Source organism: Streptococcus sp. HF-1907, assembly GCF_015594605.1.
GTDB lineage: Bacteria > Bacillota > Bacilli > Lactobacillales > Streptococcaceae > Streptococcus.
Genome location: NZ_JADNQT010000004.1, coordinates 59,907 through 74,696, shown reverse-complemented (window position 1 = coordinate 74,696; position 14,790 = coordinate 59,907). Strand labels below are relative to the sequence as shown.

14 protein-coding genes are annotated in these 14,790 nt (G+C 42.7%); all 14 read left to right on the top strand.

Annotation, left to right across the window (positions count from 1 at the left end):
* Positions 1 to 51 precede the first annotated feature (51 nt).
* On the top strand, positions 52 to 1,560 hold the full coding sequence (gtfA, locus tag IYQ92_RS04005) for an accessory Sec system glycosyltransferase GtfA (protein WP_195675457.1): 1,509 nt from the start codon (positions 52 to 54) through the stop codon (positions 1,558 to 1,560).
* Positions 1,557 to 2,870 carry an accessory Sec system glycosylation chaperone GtfB gene (gtfB, locus tag IYQ92_RS04000; protein WP_195675456.1) on the top strand — a complete coding sequence of 438 codons (1,314 nt, stop codon included), beginning with the start codon at positions 1,557 to 1,559 and terminating at the stop codon, positions 2,868 to 2,870. Before gtfA ends, gtfB begins: the two co-directional genes overlap by 4 nt.
* 600 nt (positions 2,871 to 3,470) lie before the next feature.
* Complete coding sequence (locus IYQ92_RS03995) at positions 3,471 to 4,586, top strand: NAD(P)-dependent alcohol dehydrogenase (RefSeq protein ID WP_195675455.1); 1,116 nt, start codon at positions 3,471 to 3,473, stop codon at positions 4,584 to 4,586.
* Between the two features lie 148 nt (positions 4,587 to 4,734).
* On the top strand, positions 4,735 to 5,025 hold the full coding sequence (rpsF, locus tag IYQ92_RS03990) for a 30S ribosomal protein S6 (protein ID WP_195675454.1): 291 nt from the start codon (positions 4,735 to 4,737) through the stop codon (positions 5,023 to 5,025).
* 11 nt (positions 5,026 to 5,036) lie between these two features.
* Positions 5,037 to 5,549 carry a single-stranded DNA-binding protein gene (locus tag IYQ92_RS03985; protein ID WP_195675453.1) on the top strand — a complete coding sequence of 171 codons (513 nt, stop codon included), beginning with the start codon at positions 5,037 to 5,039 and terminating at the stop codon, positions 5,547 to 5,549.
* 37 nt (positions 5,550 to 5,586) lie between these two features.
* Positions 5,587 to 5,826 (top strand): 30S ribosomal protein S18, encoded by a 240-nt coding sequence (gene rpsR, locus IYQ92_RS03980; RefSeq protein ID WP_000068665.1) that lies wholly within the window; start codon positions 5,587 to 5,589, stop codon positions 5,824 to 5,826.
* Positions 5,827 to 6,046: 220 nt separating this feature from the next.
* Positions 6,047 to 6,991 carry a magnesium transporter CorA family protein gene (locus tag IYQ92_RS03975; RefSeq protein ID WP_195675452.1) on the top strand — a complete coding sequence of 315 codons (945 nt, stop codon included), beginning with the start codon at positions 6,047 to 6,049 and terminating at the stop codon, positions 6,989 to 6,991.
* A gap of 19 nt (positions 6,992 to 7,010) precedes the next feature.
* Positions 7,011 to 7,682 (top strand): DUF1129 domain-containing protein, encoded by a 672-nt coding sequence (locus IYQ92_RS03970; protein WP_195675451.1) that lies wholly within the window; start codon positions 7,011 to 7,013, stop codon positions 7,680 to 7,682.
* A 152-nt stretch (positions 7,683 to 7,834) separates the two neighbouring features.
* Complete coding sequence (gene uvrA, locus IYQ92_RS03965) at positions 7,835 to 10,657, top strand: excinuclease ABC subunit UvrA (protein WP_195675450.1); 2,823 nt, start codon at positions 7,835 to 7,837, stop codon at positions 10,655 to 10,657.
* Between the two features lie 81 nt (positions 10,658 to 10,738).
* Positions 10,739 to 11,809, top strand: a complete 1,071-nt coding sequence (locus tag IYQ92_RS03960) for a M24 family metallopeptidase (protein WP_195675449.1) — start codon at positions 10,739 to 10,741, stop codon at positions 11,807 to 11,809.
* A gap of 42 nt (positions 11,810 to 11,851) precedes the next feature.
* Positions 11,852 to 12,307, top strand: coding sequence for a deoxycytidylate deaminase (locus IYQ92_RS03955; RefSeq protein WP_195675448.1), 456 nt, complete (start codon positions 11,852 to 11,854; stop codon positions 12,305 to 12,307).
* A 979-nt stretch (positions 12,308 to 13,286) separates the two neighbouring features.
* Positions 13,287 to 13,847 carry an elongation factor P gene (efp, locus tag IYQ92_RS03950; RefSeq protein ID WP_195675447.1) on the top strand — a complete coding sequence of 187 codons (561 nt, stop codon included), beginning with the start codon at positions 13,287 to 13,289 and terminating at the stop codon, positions 13,845 to 13,847.
* An 87-nt stretch (positions 13,848 to 13,934) separates the two neighbouring features.
* Positions 13,935 to 14,324, top strand: a complete 390-nt coding sequence (locus IYQ92_RS03945) for an Asp23/Gls24 family envelope stress response protein (RefSeq protein ID WP_195675446.1) — start codon at positions 13,935 to 13,937, stop codon at positions 14,322 to 14,324.
* The gene (gene nusB / locus IYQ92_RS03940; protein WP_195675445.1) at positions 14,317 to 14,757 is read left to right on the top strand and encodes a transcription antitermination factor NusB; all 441 of its coding nucleotides are present in this window, start codon (positions 14,317 to 14,319) and stop codon (positions 14,755 to 14,757) included. The genes IYQ92_RS03945 and nusB overlap by 8 nt, the downstream gene beginning before the upstream one ends.
* The last annotated feature ends 33 nt before the right edge of the window (positions 14,758 to 14,790 follow it).

The window sequence follows — 14,790 nt, the reverse complement described above, 5'->3', positions numbered from 1 at the left end:
GTGCTATAATAATGGGCAAGATGACCACTTATTGTGCTAAAGGAGAGAGCTGTGACTATTTACAATGTGAATTTGGGTATTAGATGGGCAAGTAGTGGTGTCGAGTACGCCCAAGCCTACCGTGCCAATGTTTTTAGACAATTGAATCGCAAGGCCAGATTTATTTTTACGGATATGATTCAGGCGGACAATATCGCTCATTTAACGGAGAATATGGGCTTTTTGGATGAGGAGATTATCTGGTTATACACCTATTTCACAGATATTAAAATCGCACCGACAACTGTGACAATTGCTGACGTCAAAAAAGGATTGCCACACACGGAGACACGGCAAGAACGAAATGGCAAGGTTGTCCGTTGTTTCTACGAACAAGATGATTTCTTTTTTACAGCCTATCTAACCCGTGAGGATAAAGATTATGTTGACCGTGTGGAGTATGTTTCGCGTGGAAAGTTGATACGAAAAGATTACTTTTCTTACACCAAGATTTTTTCTGAATTTTATAGTCCCAAGGACAATCGTGCCCATTTGGAAAAACGCCATTTCTTCAATGAAGATGGATCAGTGGCCTATGAAGAAATTATCAGAGATGGTGAAGCCAACATTTATCGTTTTCCTGATAAGATTCTTTTTTCAAAAGAGGCACTTATCGCCTACTTCATGGACTGTCTCAATCTGACTGAGAAAGATATGGTCATTCTGGACCGTTCAACTGGTGTCGGTCAGGCTGTTTTCCGCCATCATGGTCAGGCAAAGTTGGGAGTGGTCGTTCATGCAGAGCATTACAGCGCCAGTTCAACTACAGCTGACAATATCTTGTGGAATAACTATTATGATTATCAGTTCACCAATGCAGACGCGGTTGACTTTTTTATCACCGCAACGGATGCTCAGAAAAAGGTCTTGGCAGAGCAGTTTAAGGCTTATGCAGACAAGTCCCCTCGGATTGAGACGATTCCTGTTGGAAGTCTGGATAATCTTCTTTATCCTAAGGGTGCAAGGAAGCCTTTCTCCCTCTTAACTGCCTCAAGGCTAGCAACTGAAAAGCATGTAGACTGGTTGCTTAAGTCTGTTGTCCAAGCCCATAAAGTTTTGCCTGAGCTGACCTTTGCTATTTATGGTAAGGGCGGCGAGGAGGCTCATCTCCAAAAGCTCATCCATGATAATCAAGCGGGTGCTTATATTTTCTTAAAAGGGCACCAAGATTTAAAGACCGTTTACAGAGATTATGAGATCTACGTGACGGCTTCGACTAGCGAAGGTTTTGGATTGACCTTGATGGAAGCAGTAGGCTCAGGTCTGCCCTTGATTGGCTTTGATGTTCCTTATGGCAATCCAACTTTCGTCAAAGATGGCACAAATGGCTACTTAATTCCATACAGAAACGAGATGAATGAGACCAAGATTGTCAAAGAGTTTGCCAATCGAATCGTGGCTTACTTTACCAGTGCCAACACAGAAGCTATGCACCAGGTTTCTTACAAGCTAGCAGAGAACTATTTGACAACTGCTGTGGAAGCAAAATGGGAAAATCTATTAAGGAGTTTTGACCAGTGATAAATTTATTTGATTACTATTCTCAAGAAAGTTGGGATTTGCACTATTCCTTGCTGGTCTCAGGCTACAAACACCCAACGTTTGTCATCCATGACGACGGCTTTTTGCCTGACGATGTCCTCTCTCCCTATCAGTATATTACCGGATTTGACAAGGTCCAAGGAAAGCCACGCTACTTTAACCAGATAGAGGTTCCAGCCTTTTGGAAGATTAGCAGTAACAATCGCACAGGGCAGATTCATGACTATAGTCATCTCAGAGCAAACATCATCTACGCTTCACCGACCCACCAGCGTTTTGTCAAAGAGGTGGAATGGCTGGATGAAGCGGGAAAACGTTACAGCCTTGACCACTACAATAAACAGGGCTATCGTTTTGCCCAGACCGTTTATGGCAGTGACCAAAAACTAACAACAACGACTTATTATGATGCTCACAAGCGAGATGTCCTTGTAGAAAATCATAGGACAGGGGATATTATCGTCAATAAGGATAAGCAGTTGCTTGTTTTCAAGGATAAAGCTGATTTTATCATTTTCTATTTGAAAGAGATGGGGCTAGCAGCTGAACGTCTCATTTATAATTCTTTGTCAACACCACTGGCGGTCGCTAGAAAGCTAGCTCACCCTGGGAAGGATGTCTTATTCTGGCAAGAAGTAGCGCGTAGCGATGTTCCAGAAAATATGAAGGTCCTTTTGGAGGATGCCAAGTCTAACACACATATTGCGGTTCAAGACTGGCAAGCTTATCTTGCCTTGAGCCAACAACTCCCTCAAGAAACAGCCTTGTCTTACCTTGGTTATCTCTATCCTTTGCATCGTCAGAATCAAGCACGTCCCCAAGCACTGATTTTTACCAATTCGGACAATATTGAATCTCTGACTGAGCTTGTCCAAGGGCTTCCTCAGCTCACTTTCCACATAGCTGCCATAACAGAGATTTCAAGTAAATTGCTGTCCTATGCCAAGTACCCTAATGTCAAGCTCTATCCAAACGTCACAAGTAAGTTTAAGGATTTCTTGCTATCTAATTGTGATATCTATCTGGACATCAATCATGGCGATGAAATCTTGTCTGCGGTCAGAAAATCCTTTGAACAAGCCATGCTTTTGTTTGCCTTCAAGGAGACACAGCACCAAAGCAAGTACGTCTCTCCTCAAAATACCTTTGAAGCACAAGAAGTGCAGCATTTGATTCAAAAATTAAGCACCCTATTATCAAATAAAGACCTGTTCATAGAAGCCGTCTATAATCAGTACAATCAGTTACACTTGGGCAATAAAGACCTCTATCGTCAGTTGATTCAATGATAATCTTTTTCTGCATCAGAGTGATTCCACAGGAATCAGAAAAATGATGAGTAGAATGAAATCAAGCCATCCGCCAAAAAATCATTGGTTGGTCTCACGTTGGTCAACTTCGAGCTAAAAAATGTTTTTTAGGTTACTGATTGAGAAATATGAACCGAAAAAAGAATTTTTTAGACATTGATCGAGAAATATGGACCGAAAAATATTTTTTTAGGCCATTGTTTGAGAAACTTCGTATCAAAAAAAGATTTTTTGCCCCACTGTACAAAAGTTTTCCCCTAAACTAGAAAGCTTTGCCCAACAGCTGACAGGAACTATCTGATAGGATTAGTGGTTTGTGGGAAATTTAGAAAAAATACCTAGACAGCAGAGTAATTCTGACAGGGTTAGGCAAGGGCATCAATAACAGCATTTAATCACTGTCAGGATGTGCTTGCGAGCTTCTGTGATAATGCCAACAATTTTCTATTAGCTAATTACACATATTTATTGCTGGTGTCCAATTACTGTTACTGAAAAATCATTTGATACTTGAAAATCTTGTGGAAAGTTATACAATAAACTTGTAAACGAATTCACCAAAGAAAGGGAGTTACTCTTATGAAAATTAAAGCAGCTGTAGTTCCTGAAGTTGGAGCTCAATTTGAAATCCATGACAAGGTTGATTTGCATGAAGTAGGTCCAACGGACTTGCAAATTCACATGGTAGCATCAGGTATCTGCCACTCCGATGAAGCTATCCGCAAGGGTGATGCTTCCCTTGGTTACCCAGTTATTTTGGGGCATGAAGGTGCTGGTATTGTTGAAGCTGTCGGTTCTGAAGTGAAGAATTTTGAAGTTGGGGACCACGTTATCTTGTCATTCTATTCAGACGGTACGTGTGACAACTGTTTGAAGGGGGTGCCTACCCAATGTCGTAGCTACGCTAAGTACAATTTGTCTGGCGTGCGTGCAGATGGTGACGACCACTTTACAGAAGATGGTCATCATATCTCAGACATGTTCAACCAATCATCATTTACAACGACGACAGTTGTTGACCAACGTAATGCTGTCAAGGTGGATAAAGACCTTGACCTCCGTATTTTAGGTCCTCTTGGTTGTGGTTACGTGACTGGTTCAGGTACTGTCTTTAATACCCTTCAACCTAAACCTAGTCAAACCATTGCGGTCTTTGGTACAGGTGCTGTTGGTTTGGCTGCAATGATGGCTGGACGCATTTCAGGCTGTACCAAAGTTATTGCCGTAGATATCGTGCCAGAACGTTTGACCTTGGCTAAAGAGCTCGGTGCAACACATACCATCAACAGCAAAGAAGAAGATGCTGTTGCTAAAATCAAGGAATTGACAGGTGGCTACGGTGTTGATTGGACGGTTGATACGACTGGCTTGTCATCTGTTATTATGGATAGCGTCGCTGCCCTTGCTCAAGGTGGTACTTGCGCAGCCATCGCCGTAACGCCACATAATATCAACCTTTCAACTTGGAATGACCTCTGTGTTGACGACAAGAAAATTGTCGGTGTTAACATGGGTGACTCCATCCCACAAATTGACATCCCTCGCTTGATTGAATTTTACAAACTTGGTTGGTTTGATTTTGATAAAACGGAAAAATTCTATGATTTTGAAGACATCAACACAGCCAATGCCGATTCAGTATCTGGTAAGACCATTAAACCAGTTTTGATTATTGATAAAACTTATCAACCATAATATAAAAAGAAAAGCAGGAAATAAAAATTTTCCCTGCTTTTCTCTTGCCTTCACCTTATTTTTCCTGTATAATACTATCTTGTGAGCATTACCTCACTTACTCACGGGTAGACTCGTGAGTCATTAGACCAAAAGGAGGAACATATCAATGGCTAAATACGAAATTCTTTATATTATTCGTCCAAACATTGAGGAAGAAGCTAAAAACGCTTTGGTAGCACGTTTTGACTCTATCTTGACTGACAACGGTGCAACTGTTGTTGAATCAAAAGACTGGGAAAAACGTCGTCTTGCATATGAAATCCAAGATTTCCGTGAAGGACTTTACCACGTTGTTAACGTTGAATCGACTGACGCTGTAGCTCTTAACGAGTTTGACCGTCTTTCAAAAATCAACGGTGACATTCTTCGTCACATGATCGTTAAGCTTGACGCTTAAGAAGGTGTCTTATGATTAATAATGTAGTACTTGTCGGTCGCATGACCCGTGATGCAGAGCTTCGTTACACACCAAGTAATCAAGCAGTTGCTACTTTTTCATTGGCTGTCAATCGTAATTTTAAAAATCAAGCGGGTGAACGCGAAGCTGATTTTATCAATTGTGTCATTTGGCGCCAACAGGCTGAAAATTTGGCTAACTGGGCGAAGAAAGGTACTCTTATTGGGATTACAGGTCGTATTCAGACTCGTAATTATGAAAACCAACAGGGTCAACGCGTTTATGTAACAGAAGTTATCGCAGACAACTTCCAAATTTTGGAAAGTCGTGCTACACGTGAAAATAACGGTGGCTATTCAGCTGGTGGAAACTTTGGTCAACAAAGTCAAAACAACTTTAGCTCCACACCAAATAATAACTTTGGTGCACCTGCTTCACAATCTACACCAAACTTTGGCCGTGATGAAAGCCCATTTGGTAATACAAATCCAATGGACATTTCAGATGACGACCTACCATTCTAAAATGGACAGAATTTAAAATTATAAAGGAGAAATAAACATGGCTCAACAACGTCGTGGCGGATTCAAACGCCGTAAAAAAGTTGATTACATCGCAGCTAACAAGATTGAATACGTTGATTACAAAGATACAGAACTTCTTAGCCGTTTCGTTTCAGAACGTGGAAAAATTCTTCCTCGTCGTGTAACAGGAACTTCAGCTAAAAACCAACGTAAAGTGACAACAGCAATCAAACGTGCTCGCGTTATGGCTCTTATGCCTTACGTAAACGAAGACTAATAATCAAAAGAGGATTGGGAAACCAGTCTTCTTTTTCTTTATAGTTTTTAGTGAGGTTGGACTGAGTTGTAGTTGAAGGGGGTTAAAGTGGGTTAATTAGGTTAAAAGATGAGCTAGATGACTATAGCTATGAAAATATTGGTCAGATTTTCATGGTCAAAAGGCTATAATTCTTGTATAATAATAAGGTATGGATTTATCAGATTAAGGAGGTCTAGCTTTGAAACAAATATTTCTTTCAACAGCCTTAGAATTCAAAGAAATAGAAACATTCGAGCCGGGTGCTTGGATTAATCTGGTGAACCCTTCCCAGGAGGAGTCTGTCAAGTTAGCAGAGCAATTTAACATTGACATTACGGACCTCAGGGCTCCTCTCGACGTGGAAGAAACTTCCCGTATTTCGGTAGAGGATGATTATACCTTGATTATCGTCGACGTTCCTATTTATGAAGAGCGTAATAATAAAAATTACTATGTGACCATCCCGATGGGAATTATCGTGACAGAGAATGCCGTCATTACGACTTGTTTGGAAAAATTAACGCTTTTTGATAATTTTTACAACCGTCGGGTGAGGAATTTCTACACCTTTATGAAGACGCGTTTTGTTTTTCAACTGCTTTATCGTAATGCAGAGCTTTACCTAGCTGCCCTTCGTTCTATCGACAGACAAAGCGATAAAATCGAAGCTCAACTGGAAAATGCCACTCAAAATGAGCAGCTGATTGATATGATGGAGCTGGAAAAATCTATCGTCTACTTGAAAGCCTCACTGAAATTCAATGAACGTATTGTTAAGAAGTTGACGTCGAGTACCAGCAGCTTGAAAAAATACATTGAAGATGAGGATTTGCTGGAAGATACGCTCATCGAAACCCAACAGGCCATTGAGATGGCAAACATCTATGAAAATGTCTTGAATGCCATGACCGAAACGACAGCTTCCATCATTGGTAATAACCAGAATACGATTATGAAGACACTGGCCCTGATGACCATGGCTCTCGACGTTCCGACCGTGATTTTCTCGGCTTACGGGATGAACTTCAAGAATAACTGGATGCCTCTGAACGGGCTTCCGTATGCCTTTTGGTACATTATTTTGATTGCTGCGGCACTCAGCTCGGCAGTTGTGATTTATTTTATTCGAAAAAAATGGTTCTAAGAACTGACTAGGAGATACTATGACTGAATTGACAAAGAAAAATCAAGAATTTGTTTACATCGCGACCCATCAACTTCAAGCTGATGGCAAAACAGAAGCTGAAATCAAGGAAATCTTTGACCAAGTGATGCCAGAGATTGTGGAAAATCAAGAAAGAGGTATTCCAGCTCGTAACTTTTTAGGTGCTCCAACGGTTTGGGCAGCTTCATTTACTGAAAAAGCTAAACAAGAAGCGATTGCTAAGGAAAATGAGAAAAATACAAATCCGTGGTTGATGTGGTTGGATACTTCCTTGCTATTCATGGGATTGGTGACCTTGTTTAACGGCTTTATGATACTTTTCGGCACTAAAGGTACAGAATCTGGTCTTCTATCGATTCTTGCTATTAGTTTCGGTGGTGGTGCGGTTATGTATTCGACTTATCACTTCATTTACCGCCACATGGGTAAACCAAAATCAGAGCGTCCAAGTTGGGTCAAGACCATTCTTGTCATGGTAGTAGCAACAATTCTTTGGGTCCTTGCCTTCACCGTCGTATCCTTCTTGCCAGCAGTGATTAACCCACAATTACCAGCGCTAGTTCTCTTTGTTCTTTCAATCCTAGCATTTGGAGGACGTTACTGGCTTAAAAAGAAATACAACGTTCAAAACGCCTTGAGTCCAACTACTCAATTGCCAGAGAAGAAATAAAATCATAGCAGAGCTAGAAAACAGCTCTGCTTTTTAGATATCTAAGTAGTCATTTTCCATATCAAATACAGGAATTGGTTTTTAAATTCTGATATAATGGTAAAGATATGAACAGGAGGAGTGCAGTCTTTTGAAGGGATTGCGCGTAGAAAATGCAAGATAAATTAATGATTCGTGGGGCGCGTGCCCATAATTTGAAAAATGTTAACGTGGATATTCCGCGGGATAAATTGGTTGTTGTGACGGGCTTGTCTGGGTCTGGTAAGTCTAGTTTGGCTTTTGATACCATCTATGCCGAAGGTCAACGTCGCTATGTGGAAAGCTTGTCGGCCTATGCCAGACAATTTTTGGGCAATATGGAGAAACCTGATGTGGATTCCATTGATGGTCTCAGCCCTGCCATTTCCATCGACCAAAAAACCACTAGCAAGAATCCCCGCTCAACCGTAGGGACAGCGACGGAAATCAATGATTACCTCCGCCTGCTTTATGCTCGGGTCGGGACGCCCTACTGTATCAATGGTCACGGGGCTATCACGGCTTCGTCTGTGGAGCAGATTGTGGATAAGGTCTTGGAGCTGCCAGAGCGGACTCGGATGCAGATTCTAGCGCCCATTGTTCGTCGTAAAAGGGGGCAGCACAAGACGACTTTTGATAAGGTTCAAAAGGATGGTTATGTGCGCGTGCGCGTGGACGGCGAGATTTACGATGTGACTGAGGTTCCTGAGCTTTCTAAGAGCAAGATGCACAATATTGAGATTGTGGTTGACCGTTTGGTTCAGAAGGATGGCATCCGCTCACGTCTCTTTGACTCCGTTGAGGCTGCGCTTCGCTTGGCAGATGGATATGTGATTATTGATACCATGGACGGGAATGAGCTACTCTTTTCTGAACATTATTCTTGTCCAAAATGTGGTTTTACAGTGCCAGAACTTGAACCTCGTCTTTTTTCATTCAATGCTCCATTTGGCTCATGTCCAACCTGTGATGGTTTGGGGAGCAAGCTAGAGGTGGATTTGGACTTAGTTGTTCCAGATAAGTCCAAAACACTTCGTGAAGGAGCGCTAGCCCCATGGAATCCAATCTCATCTAACTATTACCCAGCCATGCTTGAACAAGCCATGACGCAGTTTGGCATTGACATGGATACACCGTTTGAAAACTTATCGGAAGAAGCGCAAGAGCTTGCACTTTATGGTTCGAGTGACCGAGAATTCCATTTCCACTATGTTAATGATTTTGGTGGCGAACGAAATCTAGATTTGCCGTTTGAGGGGGTTGTCAATAATGTTAACCGCCGTTACCATGAGACCAACAGTGATTACACCCGCAATGTCATGCGCGAGTACATGAATGAGCTCAAGTGTACGACCTGTCATGGTTATCGTCTCAATGACCAAGCCCTATGTGTGCGCGTGGGTGGTGAAAAAGGGTTGAACATCGGTGAACTGTCTGACCTGTCAATCGCCGACCATTTGGAACTCTTGAATCACTTAACCTTGACGGAAAACGAAGAAATCATTGCGCGTCCTATTGTCAAAGAAATTCATGACCGCCTCAGTTTCCTCAATAATGTGGGGCTCAACTACCTCAACCTTTCAAGGACTGCGGGAACACTTTCTGGGGGGGAAAGCCAGCGTATTCGTTTGGCGACTCAGATTGGGTCAAATCTCTCTGGTGTCCTCTATGTCCTCGATGAACCTTCCATTGGGCTTCACCAGCGCGACAATGACCGCTTGATTGACAGTCTCAAGAAGATGCGTGATTTGGGTAACACCCTCATTGTCGTGGAACATGATGAAGATACCATGATGGCTGCTGACTGGCTTATTGACGTGGGACCAGGAGCTGGCGCTTTTGGTGGGGAAATCGTTGCCTCTGGCACGCCCAAGCAAGTTGCCAAGAACAGCAACTCCATCACCGGCCAATATTTGTCAGGTAAAAAATCCATTCCAGTCCCAACTGAACGCCGTTCTGGAAATGGTCGCTTCCTAGAAATCAAAGGTGCAGCTGAAAATAACCTTCAAAACCTAGATGTTAAATTCCCGCTGGGTAAATTCATCGCCGTGACAGGTGTTTCAGGGTCAGGAAAATCAACCTTGATTAACAGTATTTTGAAAAAAGCTGTCGCTCAAAAGCTCAATCGTAATTCTGAGAAACCGGGTAAACACAAATCGCTTGAAGGTATTGAGCATCTTGACCGTTTGATTGACATTGACCAAAGTCCAATTGGACGTACGCCACGGTCAAACCCAGCGACTTACACTGGTGTCTTTGATGATATCCGTGACCTCTTTGCTCAGACCAATGAAGCTAAGATTCGTGGCTACAAGAAAGGACGTTTCTCCTTTAATGTCAAGGGCGGACGCTGTGAAGCTTGTTCTGGTGATGGAATTATCAAAATTGAGATGCACTTCCTTCCAGATGTCTACGTTCCTTGCGAAGTTTGTCACGGCACTCGTTATAACAGTGAAACGCTTGAAGTGCATTACAAGGAAAAAAATATCGCTCAAATTCTCGATATGACAGTCAATGACGCGGTTGAATTCTTTGGTGCTATTCCTAAGATTGCTCGTAAATTGCAGACGATTAAGGATGTGGGTCTTGGCTATGTGACCCTAGGTCAACCAGCCACAACTTTATCTGGTGGTGAAGCACAGCGTATGAAATTAGCGTCTGAACTCCACAAACGCTCAACTGGTAAGAGTCTCTATATCTTGGATGAGCCAACAACTGGCCTTCACACGGATGATATTGCGCGTCTGCTTCGTGTGCTTGACCGCTTTGTGGATGATGGCAATACCGTTCTTGTCATTGAGCACAATCTTGATGTCATTAAGACGGCCGACTATATCATTGACCTTGGTCCAGAAGGTGGTGTCGGTGGCGGGACTATTGTTGCGACTGGCACACCAGAAGAAGTAGCTGCTAACCCAGCGAGTTATACGGGTCATTATTTGAAAGATAAATTGTAAACTGAAAAACAGCCGTGAAGGGCTGTTTTTTTGTTTATTTCGTGCTAAAATGTAGGTAATTTAAGTCTTTGGAGGAATAAAATGGTATTTGAAGCGCGTGTTGACAAGTTTGTAGCTGCTATGGAGAAAACAAACTGCGATGGGGTTTTGGTGACTAACCTGACTAATGTTTATTACCTAACTGGTTTTCATGGGACAGCTGGGACGGTCTTTATTTCTGGAAAGCGTCGTCTCTTTTTAACGGATTCGCGTTACACTTTGATTGCTAAGGGTGTGGTCAAGGGCTTTGATATTGTGGAAACGCGGGATGCTCTGACTGAGATTGCTAAGATTATCAAGGAAGACGGTCTCAAGACCATCGGATTTGACGGTGAAATAGTGTCTTACAACTTCTACAAGACCTTGGAAACTGTTTTTGCGGATTACAAGCTGGTTGCCATGACTAATTTCCTTGAAAATCTGCGTATGATTAAGGACAACAGTGAGATTGCTACCATTCGTCAGGCTTGTGCCATCTCTGACCAGGCCTTCCTAGACGTGCTTGACTTCATCAAACCTAATGAAACCACTGAGATTCAGGTGGCTAATTTCCTTGACTTTCGTATGCGTGAGCTGGGTGCCCAAGGGCCTTCTTTCGAGTTCATCGTGGCATCTGGTGAACGCTCTGCTATGCCCCACGGGGTGGCTAGCGACAAGGTTATCCGCTCTGGTGAGAGCTTGACCATGGATTTTGGCTGCTACTACAACCACTATGTCAGCGACATGACCCGTACCATCCACATCGGACAGACGACGGACGAGGAGCACGCCATTTACGACATCACCCTTCGCAGTAATCAGGCGCTTATCGATGCTGTTAAGCCTGGCATGACCCGTGTGGACTATGATAAGGTGGCGCGTGACATTATTGTTGAGGCGGGTTACGGTGATTTCTTTACTCACGGCATCGGGCATGGCATCGGGCTTGATATTCACGAAATTCCTTACTTTGGCAAGTCGCAGGAGCTGGTTGAGGTGGGCATGGCTATCACTGATGAGCCTGGGATTTACCTTGACGGCAAGTATGGCGTCCGCATCGAAGACGACCTTGTGGTGACAGAGGAAGGTTGCCAAGTCTTGACATTGGCGCCTAAAGAGTTGATTGTTTTGTAGGCTTTTGGCAAATAGCAGAGCTGATGAGAAGGAGAGGATGAGATGACAGATAGACTTTCATGGCAGGATTATTTCATGGCTAACGCGGAGCTGATTTCCAAACGCTCCACCTGTGACCGCGCCTTTGTCGGCGCTGTTCTAGTCAAGGACAAACGCATTATCGCCACAGGCTACAATGGTGGGGTTTCTGACACTGATAACTGCAGTGAAGTGGGGCACCAGATGGAGGATGGTCACTGCATTCGCACCGTCCACGCCGAAATGAATGCCCTCATCCAGTGTGCCAAGGAAGGCATTTCCACTAAAGACACCGAAATTTACGTGACCCATTTCCCTTGTATCAACTGCACTAAGGCTCTTCTGCAAGCAGGCATTAAGAAAATCACCTACAAGACTGCCTATCGCATTCACCCCTTTGCTATCGAGCTCCTAGAAGCCAAAAATGTCCCTTACTTCCAACACGATGTGCCTGAGATAAGGCTGGGTGTGGAAAAGTAGGTCTTAGACAAATAAACGATGAGCCTTGCTTCGCTTGAAGTAGGGCTTTTCTTGTCTCAGGATGGTCATTGTAGCCAGACAAGGAGTCGTATTTTTCTCTGCTATGTCTTTTGTCAGCTGACAAGAGCTATTTCCCAGTCAGAAAATCTCCGTCGAACGAAAACAAAAGGGTTCAGCTCCCTTGAAAAGTCTACTCGTATGAGAACAAGAAAGGTTAACTGATTTGGGAGGTCCTCTCGAACAAGGACAAGAAGGTTGGTTGTAGATGAGGAGTATTCTCAAATGAAAACAAGAGAGGTAATCGCAGTTGAGAACCCTTCTCGAACAGGAACAAGGAGGCAATCTTGTTTGGAAAGTTCCCTCGAACGGAAACAAAGAGAGAAATCTTGGTGGACAAGTCTCTTCAAATGAGAACAAAAGGGCTTAACCTGTTTGATAATGCTTCTCGAACAATAACAAGAGCGGAAATCGCAATAGAGAAGTCCCCTCGCATCGATCCGAGGAGGTAACGCAACGCCAGTTGAAAATTCTTTTCGCACGGAAACGAAGGAGCTTATCAAGTTTGAGAAGTGCCATCGTACGAGAACAAGGGAGTAATTCTGCTTGAAAAAACTCATTGTACGAAAACAATTGGAGGAATTCTAGTCGGAACTGTCCTTTGTACGTGAATAATGGGCTAATTTTGTTTGAGAATAGCTCTCTCTTGTTCGCAAACAATGGGACTCATTTTGCTTGGGAACCCCCATTGTCAGCTGACAATGGTATTTTTCAAGATGGGGGAGACCTTTTGTAGGCGAACGATGGCAATTGTCAGCTCTGCCATTTTCCCAAAAAAGTCATCATAAATAGACCGCTTCTTGCTGGAAGTTTAAAGAAATCGAATACAGAAAGGCTAAAGGGCTGAAAACATTTGAGCATCTTTGCGTTTTATGATAGAATGAAGTGATAAAATTTTTAATTAAAAAGAGGTATTGATAAAATGATCGAAGCAAGTAAGCTTAAAGCAGGTATGACTTTTGAAACAGCAGATGGAAAATTGATCCGCGTTCTTGAAGCAAGCCACCACAAACCAGGTAAAGGTAACACAATCATGCGTATGAAATTGCGTGACGTGCGTACTGGTTCAACATTTGATACAAGCTACCGTCCAGAAGAAAAATTTGAACAAGCTATCATCGAAACAGTGCCAGCGCAATACCTTTACAAGATGGATGACACTGCCTACTTCATGAACAACGAAACTTACGATCAATACGAAATCCCAGTTGCAAACGTTGAACAAGAATTGCTTTACATCCTTGAAAACTCAGATGTTAAAATCCAATTCTACGGAACAGAAGTTATCGGTGTGCAAGTACCAACAACTGTTGAATTGACTGTCACTGAAACTCAACCTTCAATCAAAGGTGCAACTGTGACAGGTTCTGGTAAACCAGCAATTCTTGAAACAGGTCTTGTTGTTAACGTTCCAGACTTTATCGAAGTAGGACAAAAATTGGTTATCAACACAACAGAAGGAACTTACGTTTCACGCGCCTAATAAGATAGTATCAGAAGTGAGAGTGTGGGCAAGGACTTGCCCCTCTTCTTTACGATTTTCGTGAAAACACGATGGAAAGGATAGGCTATGACAACTGAAAATATCGGTGAAATCGTCATTTCACCACGTGTCCTTGAAGTAATCACAGGGATTGCTGCAACAAAAGTAGAAGGTGTGCATTCTCTTCGCAATAAAGCAGTAACAGATGGCCTCAGCAAAGCCAATCTCAGCAAAGGTGTTTACCTTCACACTGAGGAAGATGGAACCGTAACTGCTGATATTTACGTCTATCTTCAATATGGCGTTAGCGTGCCAACTGTTTCTATGGAGATTCAACAGGCCGTTAAAGCAGCCGTTTATGATATGGCAGAAGTAACTATTTCAGCAGTGAACATCCATGTTGAAGGCATTGTCCCAGAAAAAACACCAAAACCAGATATGAAATCACTTTTTGACGAGGATTTCTTGAATGACTAATCTATTTAAAAACTCAAGACGCGACCTTCGCGAACGTGCATTTCAAACCTTGTTTAGTCTAGAAACTGGCGGTGAATTTGTCGATGCGACGGCGTTTGCTTTTGTCTATGACAAAAATATTGGTGAAGATACCGAAGTAGATGTTCCAGCATTCTTGCTTAACTTGGTTAACGGTGTTGTTGACCACAAGGACGAGTTAGACAAAGAAATTTCTGACCATTTGAAAGATGGTTGGAGCTTGGACCGTTTGACAACTGTTGATAAATCATTGCTCCGCTTGGGATTGTATGAAATCAAATATTTTGATGAAACACCTGACCGTGTAGCTTTGAACGAAGTTATCGAAATTGCTAAGAAGTATTCAGATGAAACATCTGCAAAATTCGTAAACGGGCTTTTGAGCCAGTTTGTAGTAACATCCGAAGAAGAATAACAACAAGCTATTGAGTCTATGCTCAATGGCTTT